Raw genomic sequence first — 24,124 nt, 5'->3', positions numbered from 1 at the left:
AATAAAATTTTATTATTTTAGATAGTATTTTTGTTGTATATTTTTATTCCAAGCAAAAACAAAAAGCATTCCTCATTCAAAGAAATGATCAAAATGATATAAACGTCCAATTTAATAACACCTTTTCAAACAATTATTTCAAATAAATTTTAGTGCTAGTATACAAAACTCTGTAATTATAAAATAAAAAAGCATGACATAAAATTGTCATGCTTTTTCTTTTCTATCTATATTTTCAAACCTAATACAGCACATTTTACTCAGGAAAGAGCTTTTTCATTTGTTGAAACCACTTATGTCCTTGTATAAAAAGTTCTTTACTAATAAGTAATGTAATTACTGCGTTTTTCAAATTAGTAAAGAACTTTTTACCTTTTATTTATATAGCTACAGTCAGTTTTGAAACTTCCTCAAGTAAAGAACTTTTTATCCCGGCTCAATTTTTCGTAAGATGTCTTTATTACTTGATTGAAGGCTATTTTTGCTTTGTTCATATCTCCTAATCAACCATTTCCCAAAATTGAGATGCTACTTTGGAAATTCTTTGGTCTTTTAATTTTACTATTACAGGCTCTAACTGAAAATCAAATTGTTTCAATTCAAAAAGCGTTGTATGTTCTAAAAATGATGATGTGTAATCCATTCTTGGAATAACGGATAATCCTAGTCCTCTACTAACAAGTGCTACAACCATCCTTATATCTTTACACTCGATAATGATATTTGGCTTGACTTGATGTTCATCAAATACTTTGAAAAGGTCTTCATTGAAGGAGAGTCCTTCCATTGCTCCTAGCATAATGAATGGAAACTGGGCAATCTGTTCAATCGTCACATGCTGTGATGAAAACGATGTTGCCCAACTTGATGGAATAATCACAGCGGTTGGTTGTTTTTTTAATATTTTCATCTCATATTGTTCACTATTTCCCAATCGTAAAAGTAAGGCAACATCAATTTCTCTTTGTTCTAGTCTTTTTAATAATTCTTCTGAATTTCCAGTTACTATTTTTATTTTGACATTAGGGTATTGTGTTCTAAACGTACTAACATAGTCAATGAGCATATTCGAACATGTAGACGATACACCGATACTTACTGTTCCGCCTATACCTTGTTCAATTTCTTGAATTTGCTGCTTTACATCTTGAATTTGCATTAACATTTGATTGGCATATTGGTATAGTATTTCACCTGTTGCTGTAAGCTCCCATTTTTGACGATATCGATGAATTAAAGTTGTGCCAAGATCAGTTTCAAGCTTTTTTAATAATTGGCTAAGTGGGGGCTGCGCGATATGGAGCACTTCTGCTGCCTTAGAAATGCTTCCTTGTTTCACAATTTCTTTAAAGTAATATAATTGCCTGAAATCCATTGTATCTCTCCGTCATATGTTTTTTGATATAATTAGTTTATCATATATATATTTTTCATATGTCGAATTTAGCGTTATATTTAATTCTATAGCTATAGTCTTTATATTGCTAATATTAACTAGAAAGTGAGAGATACTATGAATCATTGGAGTAGAACCTTGAAGCGCATCATCTTATACGTGCTCGGGTTATTTTTTATGTCGATTGGCATTAGCATGTCGATTCAAGCAGGATTTGGTGTATCGCCTGTGTCATCATTAGCATATGCAAGTACGCTAACGATTGGTTTATCGGTTGGTGTGACAATGGCGCTTGCAAATGTTTTATACATTATTATTCAAGTGATATTAAGTAAACGAATGGAGTTAAATGAATTTGTGAGTCAATTCATTATTTCGTTTTTATTTGGTTTTTTCATGGATGCAACGCTCTTCCTTGTACAACTTTTCCCTGCACCTGAAACTCTCCTTGCTCGAAGTGTATATTTGATTGTTAGTTTATTTGTTATAGCGGTCGGTTTAATGGGCTATACAACAGCGAAACTGCCATTAATGCCGTATGATGCGTTAACTTATGCAATTAGTGAAAAATTTAATTTAAAATTCGGTAAAGCAAAAATTTTGAGCGATTTAATAAACATTTGTGTGGCTGGTGCAATCTGTATAGTTTTCATTCAATCATTAGGCTCAATCGGAATCGGCACACTAATTGCCGCCTATTTTATCGGCAAAATTTTAGGGTGGATGCTACCGTATTATCAACCACCTCTCCAACAATGGGTATTTAAAACAGAAAAGGCTGTCTAAGGAATCATAATAAAGTACAGGAAAAATAGATGAATCAAATTCCTCAGCCGAAATCAAATAATGAATTTTACACCTTACCAAGTGCCAGTCCACATTAGGAATGGCACTTCTTTATTACTGCCTTTTCTTTGACCTTCTATCACTTTGGTTAAATGATAAAACAAACATTGTATTAAAACTAACCTGCCGTTTAGTTAAAGAAGGATCTTTAAACAACTTTTTTATATTTTAAAAGACTTTATTGCTACTTAACACTATTTCATACCATCTTTTCAAACAATTATTTCAAATGAATTTTAGTGCTAGTGTACAAAACTCTGTAATTATAAAATAAAAAAGCATGACATAAAATTGTCATGCTTTTTCTTTTCTATCTATATTTTCAAACCTAATACAGCACATTTTACTCGGGAAAGAGCTTTTTCATTTGTTGAAACCACTTAATTCTCAAACACAAAATTAATCTTATTATCTTTCCACTCTAACTTCGCATCAAACGTTTTCTCGCCTTTTTTAAAGCCTTTAATTAAATCGGTCTTCTCACCTTTTAATAGTTTCGTCATGTTTTTTTGCGAAATAGCTTTGCTTAAAATCTTCTTCGAGATGGTAAAGTCACATTGTGTTGTATTGTAGTTAGAACAACCGTAAAACGTCGACTTATCAATAACATCGCCATCACATTTTTTACAGTTCCCGACCTTTTTACCTGTTGTAAATTTCGATCCTTTTCGCTCAATCGATTCAACATGTAATCCGGTGAAATCCCATTTCTCCGACATTTCTACCGCATCTTCAATAATTTTAGCTGATAGCTTTTTCGTTTGCTCCATAAATGTCGCTGGTGAAGCTGTACCTTCTCCAATTTCCGCAAGGCGTTGCTCCCATTTTGCTGTCATTTCTGGTGAAGCCAGTATTTTATCACCGATTGCTGTAATTAATACTTTCCCTTTATCGGTTGCGTACACTTGGTTTTTCTGTACATCTATATATTTACGGTCTTTCAGCATTGTAATAATACCAGCACGAGTGGCCTCAGTACCTAAACCTTCTGTTTTCTTCAATACTTTCTCAAGCTCTTCATTTTCTAAATACTTACCGGCCGTTTTCATTAACGTAATGAGTTGTCCTTCTGTATAACGTTTCGGTGGCTGTGTTTTTCCTTCTTTCACTTTCACCTTTACAACTTTTCCTTGTTCACCTTCAGCTACAATTGGAAGAATTGTTTCGTCATCTTTATCGTCTTGGAAAATAACTTTACGCCAACCTTCTTGAATTTGCTGTTTTCCTTTCGAAATGAACGCAGCACGTTCGTCTACAAGAGTTGTAATCGTTGTGTAATCAAAGATTGCTACTTCATAATGCGCCGCAATCAGCCTTCTTACGATCATATCGTAAATTTTCTTTTCATCACCTGATAGTTTGCTTGGATTTGTAACTTGCTCTGTCGGTATAATTGCGTAGTGATCTGTAACTTTCTTTTCATTCACATAACGCTTATTATTCATAATCGATTCAATTGGTGCTGGCAATAAACCTTTATATTCATCAAACTGACTTAACTTCTGTAAAATATCAGGGAACGTCGCTGCCTCTCCTTGTGTAACATAGTTAGAATCCGAACGAGGGTAAGAGACAATCCCTTTTTGATATAGTGCTTGCGTTATATCAAGTGTCTTTTTTGGTGAAAATTTAAAGGCTTTATTCGCTGTCGCTTGCAGTGCTGATAAATTAAATAAAAACGGCGGCTGAAACTCTTTACGCTCCGTTTTCATTTCTTTTACTACAGCCGGTTTGTTTTGACAAAACGCTGCAATTTTATTTGCCAAATCAGGGTCATTTAAGCGGGACTCATTATCTTTCTCCCATTTCCCCTCATATTTCTTTCCTTCTATATTAAAGGTTGCGAACACTTCCCAAAACGGCTCTGACTTAAAGTTCTCTATTTCTTTTTCACGCTTTACAATGAGTGCTAATGTTGGTGTTTGTACACGACCAGCGGAAAACACATCATTCATTCCTTTTTTCTTTAGCAAAATACTAAAGACACGCGATGCATTCATACCAACGACCCAGTCAGCGCAAGATCTTGTATATGCTTCGTAATACGTATTAATCGTATCTGCTTCATCTAGTAAGTTTTTAAATCCTTGATAAATAGCTTGCTTCGTTAAAGATGAAATCCAAAGACGCTTCATTGGCTTTTGCACGTTGCAAAGATTAATAATATTTCTTACAATCAGTTCCCCTTCACGCCCAGCATCACCCGCGTGAATAATTTCTGTTACCTGTGGATTATGTAACAGCTGTTTCACAACGTTAAATTGCTTATACTTTGACTTTGTTACCTCAAATTGAAAACGCTCTGGAATCATCGGCAATGTATTAAGTGACCATTTCTTCCACTCAGCGTGATAATGTTCTGGATTACATAACTGCGTCAAATGACCAATTGCCCATGTACAGTACGCTCCATTTGGAAATAACTCATTTGCTTCTACTTCTAAATACCCATCTTTCCGGCGATATTTAAACTGTGAAACAAGAGCCAAACCTTGATCTGGTTTCTCGGCAATAATTAATTTCATCTTCTAACTCCCTATCTGTATTCCAGTGTTACTTTCATTGTCTATCTGTTTAGAAGCGATGATAAAACAACCATCTTATTTATCATTCGCGGTTTGCCTCACAAATGAGAGACCTATAATATTATACGCTTATTCTTTATAGCTTCACAATAGAAACTCATTATATAACACTTTCTTTCTCATGCTTATAGACAAAAAAGACGCTCAAAAATCGAACATCTTTTCCATTCACTACTACTTGCTTACATATATTCTTTCAAAATAAAAATACAACAATTCTTTATGAAGCATCGTCCACTAAGAGAACCATCATTATTTGAAAATTATATTGAACTTACCTTTTTTAAATTGTGCAGATAATATGCAGATATAAATAAGCATAAGTACTCTCCATTTGAACATATGATGAAGTGAATGATAGGACAGGGAGGTATCATGATGTTCGCTTATACGTTAACTGCCTTAACACTTTGTTGTATCTCGATTATTATTACATCATATATTTCTAAACGTAAGGGTACCCTAATGGAGTATATGGTATTTATTATGTCTTTTAGTATGTGTATCGGTTTAAGTATAGGTTTTTATTTAGGGATTCTCTTCAAAGGAGAATTACTATATTCTACTTTGCTTGCTATTTTGATTAGTGGGTTTATCGGTTTTTTAGTCGGTCTACGTTTTCACCTATATACTGCTTTAGAAGGACTGTTCTCTGGATTAATGGCAAGTATGATGGGAGCTATGATTACAGAAATGTTAAACGCTCAACAAGCCCACAGTATACTGTTCATTAGTCTTTTACTTACTATAACAATAACTATGTCCTGTATAATTCAACTTTTATCAGAAACCTTTTCTACTTTTATCCAACGGCGTTTTTTATTATTACTTTCAATTAGTGTGGTAATTATCGTTGCCGTGTTCGTGACATTCCCCGATCATACTCCCCCATCTTCATCCGGGCACGATCAACATATGCATTAACACTTGCAACGAAAATAAATAAGCAGCTATCCATAGGATAACTGCTTCATATTATTCTGGCTTATTAGGAATGTTAGGGTTTGGAACATAATCAGATTTATAATCTGTATATTTCACTTCTGTTACCATCCCCGCTGAAGCATGGTGTAAATCATGACAGTGGAACATCCATTCACCCGGATTGTCTGCTACAAAGGCTACTTCATATTCTTCTCCTGGTTTTAAGTTCAAAGTGTCTTTCACAATTGGAGAACCTTCTACCGGTTTTCCGTCTTTACTTAACACCTGGAAGAAATGACCGTGTAAATGCATCGGATGATCGTCCGCTTTAGAGCGATTTACTAATTTTACTTTTACTAAGTCACCCTTTTTCACTGAAATTGGGTCAATATCTGGGAATACCTTTCCGTTAATTGTATATACCATTTCATTTCCATTCATTTGCGTATTCAAGTCCATATTATATGTGGCAATATACTGTTGATTTAACGTGAAACTACCTAGTTTTTTAGCACCATATTTCGTCATATCTAATTTCGGTAATTTTTCTTTTTCATCTGCTTTGTCTTTCATCTCTTTGCTGCCATCATATTCAATAACAGCTTTCATTCCTTTTGCACCTTTACTTTCTGAATGGTCTTCAACGTACCATTTCCCAGGATTGTTAGCTGTAAATTCAATATCATAACGTTCACCCGGTGCAATTGAAATTACTTTGTCTTTTATAAGTTTTGGATCATTAATTGGTTGACCATCTGTTGCAATTACTTTTAAATCATGACCGTGAACGTGTATATCATGTGATAGATAACCCGCATTAACGAGTCGAAGGCGAACCTTATCACCCTTATTCACTTTTAATGGCTCTACTAAATCTCCGCTTTTACCATTGATTGTGAATAAGTCATACATACTCATATCATGACCTTCCATCTTCATATTTCCATGGTCCATTCCTGCCATATTACTAGAGTCTTTTTTATCACTGTCCATACCGGAATGATCCATGCCTTTCATATCATCATTCTTTTTCGTATTTTCATTACCCTTAGATTTATTACCTGTTGGCCCTTTTGTCATTTCTTTTAACTGCTTATTAATTTCTTCTTTATCTGTAACCCATTCATCCAACATTAATGTGTAATCTTTATCATATTTTTCATTAGTATCTTCTACAATGAGAGCACCATATAAACCTCTATCTAGTTGATTCACAGAATCTTGATGCGAATGATACCAATATGTTCCTGGTACGTTCGCTTCAAATTCATAGGTGAAACTCTTTCCAGGTTCAACCGCATCTTGCGTCACACCTGGAATTCCATCCATGTTATTTGGGACAGGATACCCATGCCAATGAATAGATACTGGTGCAGATAATTCATTTTTTAATGTCACTTTAACCTTTTCACCTTTTTCCACTCTAATTTCTGGACCTGGGGATGAGCCATTAAATGTCCAGACTGGAACAATAACACCGTTACTTAGCTTTTGCTTTTCTTCTTTCGCTACTAAAGTAACTTCTGGCCCTTTTACAACTTTCAATGGTTTTGTAGCCGTTTCAGTCTGTGTTGTTTTTTTATCGTCCATATTTTTATGATCATTTGTTGTATTCGTGGTCGCAGAACATGCAGCAATTAAAGATATTACGGAGACTGTAACTGCTGTTAATACAAATCTCTTCAATGAAAATCCCTCCTTTTTCTTTTTCAAGATTATTATAGAAGACAATTTTCAAGAAAATATGGAGGCTTAAAATGGCCCAAATAAAAAGACGCCCAAAATTGAGCGCCTCTTCTAATAATTATTTCGTAACAACTTCATCTTCTTTTACATTCACATTATTTTCACTCATAAACTCTTCAATCTCTTCAACTTCTCTAATGATATCTTTTGACAAGTTTTCATACCCATCTTTTGTTACAAGGATATCATCCTCAATACGAATTCCAATTGATTCTTCTTCAATATAAAGACCAGGTTCGATTGTTATAACCATACCTTCTTCTAACACTCTATCTTTGTATGTTCCTACATCGTGAGTATCTAAACCAAGGAAATGGCTGACGCCATGATAATAGTATTTTGATAACTCTTCATCTTCTTGAATTAAACCAATTGCTTTACACTCTTCTGCTAGTACCTTTTTTGTATGCTCATTTAATGCCGTAAACTTTAATCCTGGCTTAATAAGCTCAGTTGTTTCTTTCAATGCTTTTAACACTATATTATATATTTGTTTTTGGCGACTAGAAAATGTTCCACTAGCTGGGAATGTGTAACTAATATCAGCGTTGTAGTAATCTTTTTGAGCACCTAAATCGAGCAGCACTAAATCACCATTTTGAATTTGTGCATCATTATCTTCATAATGAAGGACTGTAGCATTTTTACCACTCGCCAAAATTGTATTGAATGCATGATGTTTAATTCCAGATGATTTAAGCGTAAAATCAAAATGAGCTTCTAATTCATATTCCATCACATCTGCTTTTGCATGCTTCAGCACGTTATAAATACCCTCTTTAGTTACAACAATCGCTTCTTTAATGATTTCAATTTCTTCTTCCGTTTTAAACACTCGTAATTCACAAATATACGGATATACATTACCAATTAAAACGTGTGGATACTGTTCTCTTACATATTTAGCAAACGCTAACGTTTTCGTCTCAGTACCCTTCCACTCACGACGCTCTAAATCTAAATACAGATGCTTCACATTTTCTGTGAAAAGTGTATTTGCCATTGTCTTCTCAAAGCTTTCTATATATACAACTTTTTTTATGCCTGAAATTTGTTCTGCATCTTCTTTAGAAACTGTTTTACCGTCCCATTTTTCCATTACTGGATCTGATTTTTCAATGAAAAGAGTTTCTTCCACACTATTTCCAAACTTTTTCAACATGAAAATAACATTTGGCTCATCGATTCCCGTTAAATAGTAAAAATTTCGATTCGGCACAAATTTATAATGTGCATCGGCTGACATATGAGGTGCTTGCCCAGCAAATAAAATAGTAATAGATTCATCCGGTAATGTGTTTACTAATCGTTCTCTATTTTGAGCAAAAAATGTTGATTTCATAATAATCCCCCTAGCATTCTATGTATAATTTTGAAACTGATTATCCAATATAATTCATTCTATTATTGTTATAATTTTTCGTCAATTAATAGTGCTCATAGAGAAAAGAAAATCTTCATTACTAGGGCCCCTTCCACTCTAAATTATGCATACCACTCCACAATTTCTTGACATTTATTCCATATACTTAAAATCTCATATATATGGAAAGGAGTCTACAAAAGTGAAACATTATGTAGCAACAGGGTTAGCAATTACTTCTTTATTAATAATTACAGAATGTTCTAGTAATGCTGAAACAGCACCAGCTAAAAAAGAAACGGTGCAATCTCAGCCAAAAAATAAAGAAACAGCAAATACGATTCCGCAAAACTTCTATAAAGAAATTACCTCTGGAAAAATCGAGCACATTCATGGAATTGGCTACGCGGGAAATATGCCTGGGGTTTCTATCGCAACTCACAGTGGTATAAAAGTTTATCAAGATGGTAAATGGTTTGAAACTACGACTGAGCTACATGATTACATGGGATTTCAGGCAACAAAGAATGGATTCGTTGCCAGCGGTCATCCTGAACCAGGTGCAAATTTAAAAAATCCTTTAGGGCTAATGAAAAGTTCTGATGGCGGTAATACCCTCGAAAAGCTAGCGTTTTATGGAGAATCTGATTTTCATAACCTTGCTGTCGGATATAATACGGAAGCAATTTATTTATACAATGAGCGTCCAAATTCTAAATTACAACAAGGTTTTTATTTCAGTACGAACAACGGACAAGATTGGAAAAATAGTAAATTAAACGGTCTTTCAAGTACAATCCATTCCTTTTCAGCACATCCAGATCAATCTAGTGTAGTCGCGGTAAGTGCTAAAGACGGTGTATATTTGTCTACAGATTATGGAAATACATTTGAACTATTTTCTAAACCAGTTGAATCGACCGCAGTTACATTAAGTAATGAAGACATTATCTATGCCTCTATTAATAAGCAAACTGAGCAACTGATTACGAAGAAATCAATTGCTACAAATGAAGAAACAAACTTACAGATTCCATCTTTAGATTCTAAAGATACAATTATGTACATATCACAAAATCCTCAAAATTCAGCTGAAATAGTTTTTGCTACAATGAAAGCAAATGTCTTTCTTTCTATGGATGACGGTAAAACGTGGAAGCAGATTACTAAAAATGGAACATTACAATATAACTAGTTAGAAAGGTGAATATAACGTGTTTTCAACAGTTAGCGAGTGGAGTTATCAACTCATGTCTCCTTTAATGGATATCGCGAATGCTACGAAATCAATTCCTCTTTTATTTGCGTTTTTATTAGGCATTGTAGGTACCCTTGCTCCTTGCCAATTAACAGGAAGCATTAGCGCTATTACACTTTATCCCGCATTAACGGGCAGTAAAACTCCCACCTCAAAATTCGGATAGTACAAAGAAGTTAGGTGGGATATCAACTGCCCGTAAATGCCCGATTGGTTCAACTAATAATCAGTGAGGGATGAACAAAACCCCCACTGATTAAAGTTTCACTTTATGGCAATCAATCTTTACAAAAGGGACATGCATGGAAACATATATTGTTATTCATTTTAGGAAAAATAATAGCTTTTACGACACTTGGACTATTAGTATAGTTCTTAGGAAAAGAGATTCAGCAAATATTAACTTTGTATTTCCCATGGTTACGAAAAATAATTGGACCTTTATTAATTTTAATGGCGCTAATGTTGGCAGGTATTATAAAAGGAAGAAGTTTCTTCTCAATCAAATTTATACGAAAACAAAATGAGGTTGGCTCATTTTTACTTGGATTCTTTTTTTCCTTAGCCTTCTGTCCGACTATGTTCGTTCTATTTTTCGGAACGTTAATCCCTTTATCTTTCTCATCTAATTATGGATACTTGTTTCCGACATTCTTTTCGATAGGAACTGCTCTACCTATCGTTATATTAATGTTCATCATCTCCTACCTTGGATTAAATGACACACTACTTAAAAAGAGCCGAAAAATAGGAAAAAACATTCAACTTATAGCAGGGGTACTACTCATTTTAGTTGGACTTTATGATATATCCTTATATTGGGTATAAATATAAAAGGTAAGTTCCAGTGACTTGAACTTACCTTTTTACCAATTATATTTAACTCTTCTGCATGCCCTTTTGCTTCATCTCCCACTTTTTATACAGTAGTACTGTACCAAATAAGAATACCCCCGCAACAAATGAACCTACTGGTAACATCTTTATCATTTCATCAGGAAATACGAGCGGAAGTAATGGGAATGCATACGCTGCTGGAATACGTACTCCAACGATTTTCAATAAAATTAGCATTAATATCATATTGAATAAAGTGACTACAATCCATGAATCAATCGCAAAGTACAATAACGTTCCAACAGTTGCTGATGTAGTTAATACTAGTATTTGTTTAAATGCCATTTTTTCATTGTACATCGGTTTTTGAAGTGATTCATACACAACGACTAGAATTGGCGGAATAACCGCTAATTGTTCATAACCAGTTATCCAACATAAATTGATCCATACAAAATTTAAAAATAGAAATACAACCATATATTTATATTGGATTTTAACTTTTCTCTCAATACCGTTATTCAATTTAAAAATAAGAACACCAATCATTAAAATAAATGTCAAAACGAAGACTGAGATAACAAATGACCATTCCGTCGCATTTGTTACTAATGGTAATAAACCTGTCGCAATAGATGGTGCTAAATTGGATTGAATAACACGTAAAAACAACATCATTAATATAAGTGTTAAGCTAACTTTTCCTATATAGGAAATATCCATTTGATTCACTGCAAAACCAATAACAGCTGTTATTGACGGCGCAATAAAGATTTTTTCTGGTTGTCTTAGCCATCCCGGCTCACGATATGCCCATAAAGCTATTGCCATCGCAGCTATTTCCGGCAAAATTACTTCTGGATCATCTAATAGTACACCAGCTGTAACCATCGCTAATATAAATAGAATTGCAATGCTATATGATATGATTGTTTCTTTCCTTGAAATTACTGAATTCATTATTACATACTCCTTTTTGCTTATTACTCTCATAAAGTAAAACAATACCCTACATACCCTACTTAGGTATTGTATATTAACATCTTTTCTATTTCAAGTATTTGTAGTTTTTTCATTCTTTATCACCCCATACACTTAATGTTTATAGGCATTGACACTTATTAAAAGATAGGTTAAAATAACTATACATTAGTAAGTAACTAATGTAATTAAATCTAACTAGAGGTGAAAACAAATGAAAAACATTTTATTCCGTATTAACGAATTATCAAAAAAAGAAAGAACATCTGGATTAACAGTTGATGAAAAACAAGAACAACAAATGTTGCGTCAAAACTATACAAAAACATTTCGCGGGAGCTTAGATTCCATTTTATTAAACACAAAAATCGTTGATCAAAATGGCCTTAATGTTACACCAGTTGCATTACAAGATGCTCAAATACGTTTAAAATTAAGCAAATGAAATCAAAGCTAAAAAAACAATCGTATAAAACATAAAAAGAGCTGAAATTCCTATATAGAAATTCCAGCTCTTTTTATTGTCTTTTCTAATTTAGTAAACGAGCGATACATCGCAATTCTCCACGATACAATCATCGCAAATGCGAGTAAGAAAAACATCCCGCTTAATTGTGCTAAATCAATTGATTGACTTAAATATGATTTTAATGCTACCCGGACAGCTAATAAACCAACTAAAATAAATATGAACGCTTTTGATGGTTTCATATATATGTCTTCGCCTCTTATTTCGAACTTAGATGTTTTAATAAGAAATATAGAGAAAATAAGTCCTACGCTAATTGCCTCTACTATTTCTAAAGACGTTAATCGAAACTCTGGTAAGAAGTACATCATTGCACCAGTGCTCATAAAAATTGGCGGTAATATAATTTTCTTTTTCGTTACCGGTTTTTTCGCTGACTTAAAGCGAAGAAACATAACTCCAACGGCCATACAAACCGCTACTATACTTGATAAAAGTGCTAAACTCATACTCTCCACTCCTATCTATTTAAAAGATTTTTTGAGCAAAATCATAAACCAAACGAGCCCAATACTTATAATGACATGACCTAAACCAGCCATATGGCTTAAACCATTAAAGTCAGTTCCATTTACTTGTAGAATACCTCTAAATACCATTGTAGCAATAGTAAAAATTAATCCTACATTATAAACAACAAACCACGCACGAAAACTTTTTGTTTCACGGACATTAAATACTTTAAATAGAGCTAAAGCGACCAAAAAGAATACAAAGCCGAGCACTAATACGTGTGTATGCACTAATTGCAACATAGTGGATCCTTTAATGCCTTGCGCTTTCGTATACTCTCTTGCAAATACACCTGATAATAAACCAATAATTAAGTAAATGAATGCTGCATTATATAATTTCTTCATCATATTCCTCCTGCTGTAGAACGACAATTTATATCGTCACTTTCCATATTCACTGCAATCATTTTACGCAAAGTTTATGAACGGAATATGAACAGATTATTACATTCTATTATTGAAAATAAAAAAGGCCATTCCACAACTATTAATTGTGGAATGGCCTTTTAACTTATTTTAAATCTTCAATTGAAAAGGCACCTGGCAGTAACTGTTCCACAGTCACTTCTTTTTCATCACCTTTTACATTCGTTAGTAAAACTGGCATTTTCGGATCACAAAATTCAGCAATAACTTGTCTACAAGCACCACATGGTGAAATAGGTCCGTCAGTTTCTCCTGTAATGACTAAGTAACTAAAGTCGCGCTCACCTTCTGATACTGCTTTAAATATTGCTGTTCTTTCTGCACAGTTACATAAACCGTAAGAAGCATTTTCTATATTACAACCAGTATAGATTTTACCTTCTTTCGTAACTAGCGCTGCACCAACAGGAAATTTAGAATACGGAATATAAGCTTTCGATAACATCTTATTTGCTTCTTCGATATATTTTTTCTTATCCATATTATTTCCTCCTCAAAGTAAATGTAATTATGATTAGTCAATAATAACTGTATGAACTAATTTAGGAGCCACTGCTGTTTCAGCGATAGAAATGTTTTCATAAATTTTAGCTTTTACATCTTCTACATTTTCGCGATTTGCATAAATCGTTACGAACGGCTCGCCTTCTTTTACTGCATCGCCAACTTTTTTACGTAACATTAATCCTACCGCTAAATCGATTTCATCTTCTTTTGTCGCACGACCTGCACCTAATAACATAGCTGCGATACCGATTTCATCTGCAACAATGTTTGAAATCACACCTGAAGTTTTTGCAGGTACATCAATTACATACTTCGCCTGTGGCATTTTTTCTGGATTATCTACAATTGAGCTGTCTCCGCCTTGGTTGCTTAAGAACTCTTTAAACTTCTCAGTTGCTTTTCCATTTTTCATCACTTCAATTAGCATTTCACGAGCTTCTTCTAATGTATTTGCTTTTTTCGCAAGTACGACCATTTGGCTTCCTAATACAAGTACTAATTCTGTTAAATCTTCTGGACCTTCGCCTTTTAAAGTATCAATTGCTTCCTTCACTTCTAGAGCGTTACCAATCGCAAAACCAAGAGGTTGTGACATATCTGAAATTACTGCCATCGTTTGACGTCCAACATTATTTCCGATACGTACCATTGCATGAGCTAATTCTTTTGCATCTTCTTCGGTTTTCATAAATGCACCAGCACCTGTTTTTACATCAAGTACGATTGCATCAGCACCAGCTGCAATTTTTTTACTCATAATTGAACTTGCAATTAGAGGAATTGAATTTACTGTTCCTGTTACATCACGTAATGCATAAATCTTTTTATCAGCAGGTGTTAAGTTTCCTGTTTGTCCGATAACAGCCACTTTGTCACGGTTTACAATATCAATGAACTGTTCTTTCGTAATTTCAACGTGGAATCCTTCTACCGCTTCTAATTTATCAATTGTCCCGCCCGTATGTCCTAAACCACGACCAGACATTTTTGCTACTGGTACATCTAAAGCAGCGACTAATGGTCCTAATACTAATGTTGTTGTATCACCAACACCGCCAGTTGAATGCTTATCTACTTTAATGCCTTCAATTGCTGATAAGTCGATTGTTTCCCCAGACTCAACCATTGCCATCGTTAAATCTGCACGTTCACGATCCGTCATATCTTTAAAGAAAATTGCCATTGCAAGTGCACTCGCTTGATAGTCAGGAATACTTCCGTCTGTATAACCGTTAATAAAGAAATTAATTTCTTCAGTTGTTAATTCTTTTCCATCACGTTTTTTCGCAATAATATCTACCATTCTCATTACAATCACCATTCCTTTTTATATTATATGAATCTGTTAAAATAATAAGCCAACGATTGTTGCTGATAAGAAACTTACTAATGTTGCACCGAAAAGTAATTTCAAACCAAATCTTGCGACTACATTTCCTTGTTTTTCATTTAAGCTCTTAACTGCCCCAGCAATAATTCCAATTGAAGAGAAGTTTGCAAATGAAACTAAGAATACAGATATAATCGCTGTCGTTCTATCTGAGAAATTAAAGTTTCCTTTTGCTAAATCTGTCATCGCAACAAATTCATTTGATACAAGTTTTGTCGCCATAATATTCCCTGCGTTAACTGCTTCATGCCATGGAACACCCATAATAAATGCAAATGGTGCAAATACATAACCAAGAATTTCTTGGAATGAGATACCGATTACACCTTTAAATACTGCATTAATGAATGCGATAAGGGCAACGAAACCGATTAACATAGCTGCTACTGTAATCGCAACTTTAAATCCATCTATAATGTATTCCCCTAATACTTCAAAGAATGTCTTTTTCTCTTCTTCTTGTACTTCTAACATATCCTCTTCTTCAGTAACTTCGTACGGGTTAATGATAGAAGCAATGATGAAACCACCGAATAAGTTAAGCACTAAAGCGGTTACAACATATTGCGGTTTTAATAACACCATATATGATCCAACGATAGACATAGATACTGTAGACATTGCAGATGCACATAATGTATACATTCTTTTCTCTGGCAATAATCCTAGTTGTTTCTTAACTGAAATAAACACTTCAGATTGTCCTAAAATCGCAGAAGCTACCGCGTTATATGATTCGAGTTTCCCCATCCCATTTACTTTACTTAATACTAGACCGATAGATTTCACAATAATAGGTAATACTTTAATGTGTTGCAAAATACCTATTAAAGCTGATATAAATACGATTGGCATTAATACACTTAAAAAGAATGAAAACTCTTTTTGATTTACTAATCCACCAAATACGAAATTCACACCATCAGCGGCATATTTTAATAATTCTCCAAAACCATCTGCTATTCCGCTAATTAATATATTCCCTACGCTTGTATTTAATAATAAAAACCCCAAAATGAATTGTAATATAACCATCGTTATGATTGGGCGATATTTGACTTTCTTTCTATCATTACTAGCAAGCCAAGCGATACCTAAAATCAATACGAGGCCTAAAACACCGATTAAGTATTTCATAAGCCGTCTCCTCCCATTCGTATCCGCTTACATTCTTTTCAATTGTTAGAGCAATAGATACACTATACGTTGTGTATCTATTGCTCTTCACTCTTTATTGATTAGTAGTTATCTGTAGCACCTTTTGCATCATTTAATACGATTGCAACACTAGCACTTGCTCCAACGCGAGAAGCTCCAGCCTCTACCATTTTGTCTGCATCTTCACGTGTACGAACGCCGCCAGATGCTTTCACGCCAACGTTTGGTCCAACTGTTTTACGCATTAACGCGATATCTTCAGCAGTTGCTCCGCCAGTTGAGAATCCAGTTGAAGTTTTTACGAAATCAGCGCCAGCTTTTACTGATAATTCACAAGCACGAACTTTTTCTTCATCTGTTAGAAGGCAAGTTTCAATGATTACTTTTACAAGAGCTTTTCCTTTTGCTGCTTCTACTACTTCATAAATGTCTTTTTCAACGAACTCATTGTCTCCATCTTTTAAAGCACCTACGTTGATTACCATATCAACTTCAGTTGCACCTTTTGCGATAGCATCTTTTGTTTCGAATGCTTTTGTTTCAGTAGTGCTTGCTCCTAATGGGAAACCGATTACAGTACAAACGTCTACATCATGTCCAGCTAATTCTTCAGCAGCTAGCTTTACCCATGTAGGATTAATACAAACTGAAGCAAATTTGTATTGCTTTGCCTCTTCGATTACTTTCATAACATCTTCTTTTGTAGAATTTGGTTTTAAAATTGTATGATCAATTAACTTTGCAATGTTCATTATCTTCACTCCTCATATCTTTTAACAACTTCATTCTAACCCTTAGTTGAACAAATGTAAATACACTTTTGAACTTTTGTTCATTCTTTTTTAGAAGGGAATTTCTAGTAATACATTGAAAGTAGTATAAGCTTGTAAATAAAGGATGTGAACCACTTGTTTAAGTCAAAATTCTTTATATTCACATTGCTAGTATGCACCTCACTACCCATATTTATTTTTTATAAAAGGGATGTTATTTTCCAAGAAGGAAACCCAGTTCCATTTGCTTTAGCTATGTCTAAGATGGTTATTCAAGATAAAGAAATGGTGGAAGTAGAACCGATAGATAATCAATACCCCTACTTAGTAAAGCGCGGAAAAATGGAACCTTTTATCGATATGATGGAGCAAGATGGCTGGAGTTTTGTAGATAGAGATATTATGGCTAACTCACTAATTTTTGAAAAAGGAGATCAATCAAAGAGCGTTCCTTACAAATACTTTACAAGGTACTACACATTGATTTATTCATACTAAAAATAAAAGGCTTTCTCAAAATTAATATTTTGAGAAAGCCTTTTATTTCTAATCTTTTTGATAATGTAACAATTCTTTCGCTGTATGCTGATCTATAATTAGTACATTTGCATACCCGCCACGTAACGCACCGTCAATTGCTTTTATTTTTCTATTACCACCTGCAACTAAAATAGAACGTTTCTTTAATTTAAGTTCCTCTAACTCAATTCCAATTGTACGCTTATTAATTTCTTCACTACTAATATTTCCATCTCCGTCAAAGAAACGTGAACAAATGTCACCGACTGCTTGTTTTTTCAGTAAGCTAGTTTCATCCTTATCTAAATATCCTAATCGGAATAATAACGCTTCATCACGCACTGTTCCGACAGTAAAAATTGCAATATTCGCTTGTTTTCCCATTTCAATAATGTGATGAATATGTCTATCTTGCTCCACTAATTCTTTTGTCACCGCATTATCAAATATAACTGGAAGAGGTAGATTTCTTGGCGTCGTTTGAAAAGCATCTGCAAATAACGCGATCGTTTCATTCGCATATGTATTTACACTTGAGTGACTAATGCCACCTTTTAACTGGACAACCTCTACACCTTTCACATGTTGCGGTACGATTTTTCTAGCGATTTCATACATCGTCATTCCCCAGCTTACACCAACGATATCACCAGTTTTCACTGTCTTTTCCATATACTCAGCAGCATACTTACTAATATACTCCGTAATCGTTGCATATTCTGGTACTGGAGAAAATATAACATGCGCCTCTAACAAGTTGTACTTTTCTTTAAGTAAGTTCCCAACGTTATCTAAGTCAGCAAATGGATCAGCTATACTAATTTGAACAAATCCTTTTTCTTTCGCATACTTCAATAATCTAGAAATCGTCGGTCTTGAAATATTTAATTTATTAGCAATTTCTTGCTGACTATAATCTGATTGATAATATAATCTTGCAACTTCAACGCTTAATTGTTGTTTATCCTTATCCATAGTAACTCATTACATATCCTTTCCTGTATTTCCTTTTCGTTACAAGCATTATACAGCTTTATGCAAAAAAATTCGACTACCGAATTTTATCTAACTGAACTTCTACTACACTTAGTATTTATAATGAAACTTTAATCAATGGTTTTTTATCCATCCCTTACTTATTATCAGCCCGCCCTCGTAATGTAATATTTTTCCTTATACAGCAAACCGGTCAGGTTATTAAGGAACTCATTTTTAAACTTCAAATTAGATATGGGCATAAAATTAGTATGAAGGTGTGAAATCAATTGTAAAATGGCAGTTTTAGAATAAGTAAATAAGAGAAATAACCACCATTGATTATTTCTCTTTTCATATACATATTTATTTTTGGAAAAATAACCCAACTCCAAATACTAACAATACTGCGCCAGTAATACCTTCTATTGCACGGTTCACTTTTTCTTTTCTTAAAAAAGTTCTTAATTGACGTATTAGTGAGATATAAAGTAAATACCATATTGCTGTCAAAGTCGTAAATGTGAGTCCTAACAAAAGAAATTGGAAGAGATGACTTTGATTGCTCACAATAAATTGGGGTAAAAAACTAAGGAAAAACACAGCAGTTTTTGGATTTAAGATTGCCGTGGTAAATCCTTGTCTAAAACTTTTAATCGTTCCAATATCCTTAGAGTTCATTCCCACTGAACCTGACATATCTTCTTTTTTATGTAAGGCACTTTTAATTGACTTTACAGCTAAGTAAATTAAATAAAAAGCCCCAGCATATTTTATAAATGTAAATAACATCGCAAATTTCATTAGGATGGCAGAAAGTCCTAGTGTAGCCATTATTGTATGAATCATCATTCCAGATACCGTTCCTAAGACGGTCTTTATCCCACCATTTTTACCATGCGAGATAGTGTTTTTTGTAACTAAGGCAAAACCGGGACCAGGCATTATTATGATTAGGATTGCTGTAAGGATAAATAACAAATAATTTTCCATGTTCTAGTATTTCCTTTCCAATTTTTAGTTTTGCCTATAGTATAGCTTTTTTACTTAAAATATTAAATATAAAAAGCGTGATCAGGAGTTTATCGAGGTTATTAGTATCAATTTGACCAAACATTATCCTAAAGTTACATTGATAAAATGCACGGCAAACTTATGGGTAAAATTACAAGATCGGCTCTCACAAAAAACGGGATAAAAAAAATAAACAGTGGAACTACTCCGCTGTTTATTTCGCCACGCCTTCATGTAATTTTTCTGTATAATCTTTTACATCCTTCCAGCTATCTTTCGCTGTATTTAAATCTTCTTTTATAAAGGTAAATTCTTCAGGGCTGATTCCTTTTACGTTTTGTAGTAAATTGTTATATTTCGCACCTACCGTATACCACTGATTTGATATGTTTTGCAGTGCTGTAATTGCTGCATCAATTGTTTCTGTCATATTAGTCGTTTTATTTTTCACATCTGTCAAAATTGCCACTTCTGCTTGTGCTCCTGAAATTCTATTCTTTAAACTGGCTATTTCTCGTTCTGCATTTGCAATATCTTTTTTCGCAATCGCAATCATCGGTCCGCCAGCAAGACATGTTATTAGCGCTACGCAAAGTACACCACCAGCAATCACCATATCGTTACTCTTTTTGATCGAATCGTTATATGTATTTATTTGTTGCTCTAGAGCTGGAATACCAGCATTCGTACTTGCCAAAATCGCTGTTAATTGATTTGTATCCTCTTTAAAACTATTTGTGTCTTTCGCCATTCTATCGCGAAAAGCTTTCAAATTCCCTAATAATACATCTACCTCATTTTGATTCTTTAAAATGTCCGCATACAACTTTTCTAAATCCGCTTTTAACTTTACGCTATCTTTTTGATCAATCGCTAATAGCATGTCACTATAGTACGCTTGAAAAGTATTGTTGTAATCAATAATATTTTGATCCGTTTTCATAATTTGAGGCTTCATATTATTTAACCAATATGCCGCATTAATTTTTGCATCTTTTTGATGCTGAATCATATTCCCTCTTAAATTACCATTAATTGAACTTATTTTACTCAAATCAGTCTCTTGTTGATTTTGAATTAATTTTGCATATGAATCCATCGCAAATATACTTGATGTCGTTTGCGCCATTACATCTTGGAACCCTGCTGGTCCGAGAGAATATTTTTTTGCACTCTCTTGCAATGTTTTTACGTTTTGTTCCGCTGCAAAAGGATGTAAAGGAAGCACATTACTCGTTGCCACTCCAGCAATCATTATCGTTAAAAGGCATTTTTTATAGAAATTATTACGCATACTTATCACCTATTCTTTTTATGAGGATATGAAACGTTAGAGGTAAAAGAACTCCTGCTCACTACTGAACAGGAGCTCTCTATTTTATAATAATCAATTATCTATACATAATGTTGTAACAGTTTAATCACTATTATGCTTTTTTCGTATCTACTACTTTAATATCTTCAGCATAAATCTTTTCTGCATAGTCTTTAATGTTTTTCCAGCTATCTTTAGCTATATTCAAGTCTTCCTTAATGAAAACAAGGTCGTTTGGACTAATAGAGTCTACATTTTGAAGTAATGAATTATATTTCGATCCCATTGTATACCATTGGTTTGAAATATTTTGCAACGCTGTAATTGCAGTATCAATCGTATTTGTTAAATACTCAGTTTGTGTTTTAATGTTCGTTAATCCTGCTACTTCTAATTGCGCAGTTGTAACTTGTCCTGTTATCTTTTGAATTTCTGCCTGTGCATTATCAAGCTCTTTCTTCGCTAATACGATTCCAGCTGTTCCACCACCTACAGCTGCTGTACCACCTGCAATTAATGCGATTCCTAGCGGCGTTCCTGCACCAGTAGCAATAACTACTGCACCACCGATAATTGCAATTGGGCCTAAAGCTGTCGCAACAGATGAACCGATAATAATTGCATTATATTTACTAATTGCTTCATTATACGTTGTAATTTGATTTTGCAGAAGCGGAATTCCAGCATCTTGACTAGCCAAAATAGATGTAATTTGATTTGCATCTCCCTTGAAATTTTGAGTATCCGACGTCATTTTATTTCGGAATTTCTTTAAGTCTTCTACTAACTTATCTACTTGCGCTTTATTTTCAGTAATACTACTTGATAATCTAGTTAAACCTTTCGTAAGAGTTGCTTTATCCTTTGCATCAACCGCAGCAACTAAAGTATCATAATAGTTTTGGAATTTCGTATTGTAATTAATGATATTTTGATTTGTTGAAATAAGCTGTGGCTTCAATACATCTAGCCATTGTTGTGCATTCCCTCTAGCTGTATCTTGATGCTGAATCACTTTACCTTTTAAAGCTGCATCAACTGACGATACATTACCAAAGTTAACATTACCTTGTTTAATAATTGTTAAAGCGTACAGATCCATTACTAAAGCGTTTGAACCTGTTCTTTCCATTGCATCTTTCAGGCCTTCTGGTCCTAATGAATATTCTTCGTAGTCATTATAAGCTTTTGCTACAGCATGAACTGGAGCTTGTTTCACTGTACTTTCAGCTGCATACGTATGGGCCGGCATAATATTCCCTGCTGCAAATACTGCCATAAGTGCTGATAGAGCCATTACTTTATAAGGTTTTTTTGTCATTTTTCTTCTCTCCCTATATCGCTAATTATTTTTCTGTTTAATGTACTTCAACGTTTGTAACGTAATCTTCAAATTGATTTGTTTGCTTATTCATTTCATCACTTACTTTTTTAAGTTGATTGAAATGTTTTTGAAGTAAACTACTGTCTGTATACGTGCCTTCTTCAATATTTGTTTGAATTTGGATCATATTATTGTTTAAAACTTTCCAATCCGTTAATAACGTTTCTAAAGTTGTAATTTGGCGATCAATTAGTTCTGTAAAGCTACTTACTTGATCTTCAACAAATGTAATTTGAGTCGCCTCTAATTCAGTTTGTGATAACTTCTGAATAAGCGGTAATAACTCTTTTTGCTTTTGTTGAATACGAAGAGCTGCTTCCCTCGTTTGACTATCTGCAGCATTTACAATTTCATTACTTAAAGTACCGATAGAAACAAAGTCGATTGTTTTCGTTTGTGCAGTTTGATTTGTAATTGTAAATACTTGTTTACCGATATTAATAGAACCTTTAATAATTTCTTGTGGTCTATTCAAAATAGTAGTTAGTTCAGCTTGAATTTCCCCTTGAATTCTTTTTATGTCTTCTCTTAATTTCACAATATCTCCACTTGATCCTTGCAGTGTTTTTATTGCTTCATCAGCTTTAATTGATAAGTTATTACTATCTTTGTCTAATACCGTTTTAAATCGATTTAACTCTAATAAATCTTGCTCCATACTCTCTTGAATGCTTTGGACCTGCAATTGTAATTTTCCATATGCGTTTGTAAAATCTGCTTTTGCCTGTTCATCTTCATTTACTTTTCCTGCTAGTTCATAGAGCTTACTATAATAGCTATTAAATCTAGTGCTGTATCTCATCATCTCTTGATTTAAGTCGATTAGCTTCGGATTATATTCATCAATCCACTCTCGTACATTCGCCTTTGCAAATTTTTGATGATTCGTCAAACTACTCATCGCATTTACCTTAATGTCTGGCTGTTGCAAAATAACTAATCCGTATGCTTGTATAAGCGGTGACTGTGATCCTAACATTCTAATTGAATTGGATAATGTATTTGGAGCAATTACATTTTGCACATATACTGTTTTCACTTCTGTTTGCCCCCCCTTAGCGTAAGCGCTTACAGGAACGAAGCAACTCGTAGATACTGCTGTAACCAATAACCCTGTAATTAAAGTCTTTTTCACTTTAACTCCTCCTATGTATTAGCAACTATTACTATCGCATTTTATTATTCTATTTTCTTGCAATTGATTTGAGATGGTTAAAAATAGAGAACGTTCTCACCGTGAGTCATGTACGAACCACCTCTCTCAAACTTTATTTCTACAGTACTTACTTATTGTTATAAAACACTTCATAACTTTTCATATGTGCTTAGTATGAATAAAACTGTATAAATTTTCTATTTTATTGCGATTTCCACATTCACACAGTGAATATATTACATGAAAATATTATTCATTTTAAACTAATTAACGTGTGAAAGTATGAAATTTCGTTTTGTTTTCATGTAAGTTTTGTACTGTAAGGTCATTTAAACACAGCTATTTATATAACGTAAAGAAGTATTTTAATTCCCTTTATTTTCAAGCTCTCATGTCCTTATCCCAAAATAAAATTCAATTCACTTTCTCGATTAAACTATCTATATACCACAACAGGAAACACTACATATTCATAACCATTAAAATTATACTAATATATTTTTTAAATCTATATGCAATTATGCATA

At 33.7% G+C, this 24,124-nt stretch carries 23 protein-coding genes; 7 read left to right on the top strand and 16 right to left on the bottom strand.

The features are described from left to right. Nucleotides 1–499: 499 nt before the first annotated feature. Nucleotides 500–1,375 carry a LysR family transcriptional regulator gene (locus QCI77_RS09515; RefSeq protein WP_000347551.1) on the bottom strand — a complete coding sequence of 292 codons (876 nt, stop codon included), beginning with the start codon at nt 1,373–1,375 and terminating at the stop codon, nt 500–502. Between the two features lie 138 nt (nt 1,376–1,513). Between QCI77_RS09515 and QCI77_RS09510 the strand changes: the two genes are divergently transcribed. Beyond that, a complete protein-coding gene (locus QCI77_RS09510; protein ID WP_033708993.1) occupies nt 1,514–2,182 on the top strand; it encodes a YczE/YyaS/YitT family protein in 669 nt (222 codons plus the stop codon). Between the two features lie 440 nt (nt 2,183–2,622). On the opposite strand, the gene topB is transcribed toward QCI77_RS09510, so the two are convergent. Further along, the gene (gene topB, locus QCI77_RS09505; protein WP_002012275.1) at nt 2,623–4,767 is read right to left on the bottom strand and encodes a DNA topoisomerase III; all 2,145 of its coding nucleotides are present in this window, start codon (nt 4,765–4,767) and stop codon (nt 2,623–2,625) included. Between the two features lie 438 nt (nt 4,768–5,205). On the opposite strand from topB, the gene QCI77_RS09500 reads away from it, so the two are divergent. Further along, on the top strand, nt 5,206–5,751 hold the full coding sequence (locus QCI77_RS09500; protein ID WP_002141309.1) for a hypothetical protein: 546 nt from the start codon (nt 5,206–5,208) through the stop codon (nt 5,749–5,751). A gap of 51 nt (nt 5,752–5,802) precedes the next feature. Here QCI77_RS09500 and QCI77_RS09495 read toward each other — a convergent pair whose 3' ends face one another. Beyond that, complete coding sequence (locus tag QCI77_RS09495; RefSeq protein ID WP_353824812.1) at nt 5,803–7,437, bottom strand: multicopper oxidase family protein; 1,635 nt, start codon at nt 7,435–7,437, stop codon at nt 5,803–5,805. A gap of 118 nt (nt 7,438–7,555) precedes the next feature. Beyond that, a complete protein-coding gene (locus QCI77_RS09490) occupies nt 7,556–8,839 on the bottom strand; it encodes an aminopeptidase P family protein (protein ID WP_016103158.1) in 1,284 nt (427 codons plus the stop codon). A 223-nt stretch (nt 8,840–9,062) separates the two neighbouring features. Between QCI77_RS09490 and QCI77_RS09485 the strand changes: the two genes are divergently transcribed. The 3 genes from QCI77_RS09485 (at nt 9,063) to QCI77_RS09475 (ending at nt 10,946) form a co-directional block, all read left to right on the top strand. After that, nucleotides 9,063–10,055: a F510_1955 family glycosylhydrolase gene (locus tag QCI77_RS09485; RefSeq protein ID WP_353824811.1), complete on the top strand. Its 993-nt coding sequence runs from the start codon at nt 9,063–9,065 to the stop codon at nt 10,053–10,055. Nucleotides 10,056–10,074: 19 nt separating this feature from the next. Further along, on the top strand, nt 10,075–10,284 hold the full coding sequence (locus QCI77_RS09480; protein WP_133059796.1) for a hypothetical protein: 210 nt from the start codon (nt 10,075–10,077) through the stop codon (nt 10,282–10,284). A gap of 221 nt (nt 10,285–10,505) precedes the next feature. Next, nucleotides 10,506–10,946, top strand: coding sequence for an urease accessory protein UreH domain-containing protein (locus tag QCI77_RS09475; protein WP_353825761.1), 441 nt, complete (start codon nt 10,506–10,508; stop codon nt 10,944–10,946). A gap of 51 nt (nt 10,947–10,997) precedes the next feature. Here QCI77_RS09475 and QCI77_RS09470 read toward each other — a convergent pair whose 3' ends face one another. Continuing rightward, nucleotides 10,998–11,915 (bottom strand): HPP family protein, encoded by a 918-nt coding sequence (locus QCI77_RS09470; protein ID WP_113769362.1) that lies wholly within the window; start codon nt 11,913–11,915, stop codon nt 10,998–11,000. Between the two features lie 235 nt (nt 11,916–12,150). Here QCI77_RS09470 and QCI77_RS09465 point away from each other — a divergent pair, with 235 nt between their 5' ends. Continuing rightward, complete coding sequence (locus tag QCI77_RS09465) at nt 12,151–12,381, top strand: DUF896 domain-containing protein (RefSeq protein WP_002035023.1); 231 nt, start codon at nt 12,151–12,153, stop codon at nt 12,379–12,381. A 50-nt stretch (nt 12,382–12,431) separates the two neighbouring features. Here the strand turns inward: QCI77_RS09465 and QCI77_RS09460 are convergent, their stop codons facing one another. From QCI77_RS09460 to deoC, 6 genes are all read right to left on the bottom strand, one after another. Beyond that, nucleotides 12,432–12,914 (bottom strand): CcdC family protein, encoded by a 483-nt coding sequence (locus tag QCI77_RS09460; RefSeq protein ID WP_060751261.1) that lies wholly within the window; start codon nt 12,912–12,914, stop codon nt 12,432–12,434. A 15-nt stretch (nt 12,915–12,929) separates the two neighbouring features. Next, entirely contained in the window at nt 12,930–13,325 is a 396-nt protein-coding gene (locus QCI77_RS09455; RefSeq protein ID WP_353824810.1) for a DUF2871 domain-containing protein, read from the bottom strand. Between the two features lie 166 nt (nt 13,326–13,491). Next, complete coding sequence (locus QCI77_RS09450; protein ID WP_000358532.1) at nt 13,492–13,887, bottom strand: cytidine deaminase; 396 nt, start codon at nt 13,885–13,887, stop codon at nt 13,492–13,494. Between the two features lie 33 nt (nt 13,888–13,920). Beyond that, the gene (locus tag QCI77_RS09445; RefSeq protein WP_353824809.1) at nt 13,921–15,222 is read right to left on the bottom strand and encodes a pyrimidine-nucleoside phosphorylase; all 1,302 of its coding nucleotides are present in this window, start codon (nt 15,220–15,222) and stop codon (nt 13,921–13,923) included. 36 nt (nt 15,223–15,258) lie between these two features. Beyond that, on the bottom strand, nt 15,259–16,440 hold the full coding sequence (locus QCI77_RS09440) for a NupC/NupG family nucleoside CNT transporter (protein ID WP_000876193.1): 1,182 nt from the start codon (nt 16,438–16,440) through the stop codon (nt 15,259–15,261). 101 nt (nt 16,441–16,541) lie between these two features. Then, nucleotides 16,542–17,213 (bottom strand): deoxyribose-phosphate aldolase, encoded by a 672-nt coding sequence (gene deoC / locus QCI77_RS09435; RefSeq protein ID WP_113769364.1) that lies wholly within the window; start codon nt 17,211–17,213, stop codon nt 16,542–16,544. A 156-nt stretch (nt 17,214–17,369) separates the two neighbouring features. Here deoC and QCI77_RS09430 point away from each other — a divergent pair, with 156 nt between their 5' ends. Further along, nucleotides 17,370–17,732, top strand: a complete 363-nt coding sequence (locus QCI77_RS09430) for a hypothetical protein (protein WP_113769365.1) — start codon at nt 17,370–17,372, stop codon at nt 17,730–17,732. A 48-nt stretch (nt 17,733–17,780) separates the two neighbouring features. Here QCI77_RS09430 and QCI77_RS09425 read toward each other — a convergent pair whose 3' ends face one another. The 5 genes from QCI77_RS09425 to nheA form a co-directional block, all read right to left on the bottom strand. Continuing rightward, the gene (locus tag QCI77_RS09425; protein ID WP_113769366.1) at nt 17,781–18,728 is read right to left on the bottom strand and encodes a DNA-binding transcriptional repressor DeoR; all 948 of its coding nucleotides are present in this window, start codon (nt 18,726–18,728) and stop codon (nt 17,781–17,783) included. Nucleotides 18,729–19,094: 366 nt separating this feature from the next. Continuing rightward, complete coding sequence (locus QCI77_RS09420; RefSeq protein ID WP_353824808.1) at nt 19,095–19,721, bottom strand: LysE family translocator; 627 nt, start codon at nt 19,719–19,721, stop codon at nt 19,095–19,097. A gap of 235 nt (nt 19,722–19,956) precedes the next feature. Then, complete coding sequence (nheC, locus tag QCI77_RS09415) at nt 19,957–21,036, bottom strand: non-hemolytic enterotoxin subunit C (protein ID WP_113769368.1); 1,080 nt, start codon at nt 21,034–21,036, stop codon at nt 19,957–19,959. 133 nt (nt 21,037–21,169) lie between these two features. Continuing rightward, entirely contained in the window at nt 21,170–22,378 is a 1,209-nt protein-coding gene (nheB, locus tag QCI77_RS09410; protein ID WP_016092835.1) for a non-hemolytic enterotoxin NHE subunit B, read from the bottom strand. Nucleotides 22,379–22,415: 37 nt separating this feature from the next. Beyond that, on the bottom strand, nt 22,416–23,576 hold the full coding sequence (nheA, locus tag QCI77_RS09405; RefSeq protein ID WP_113769370.1) for a non-hemolytic enterotoxin NHE subunit A: 1,161 nt from the start codon (nt 23,574–23,576) through the stop codon (nt 22,416–22,418). Nucleotides 23,577–24,124: the final 548 nt, after the last annotated feature.

The organism is Bacillus cereus group sp. MG9, assembly GCF_040459995.1.
GTDB lineage: Bacteria > Bacillota > Bacilli > Bacillales > Bacillaceae_G > Bacillus_A > Bacillus_A mycoides.
Note: the sequence above shows the minus strand (reverse complement) of the source record. Positions and strands in the feature narration are given on the sequence as shown.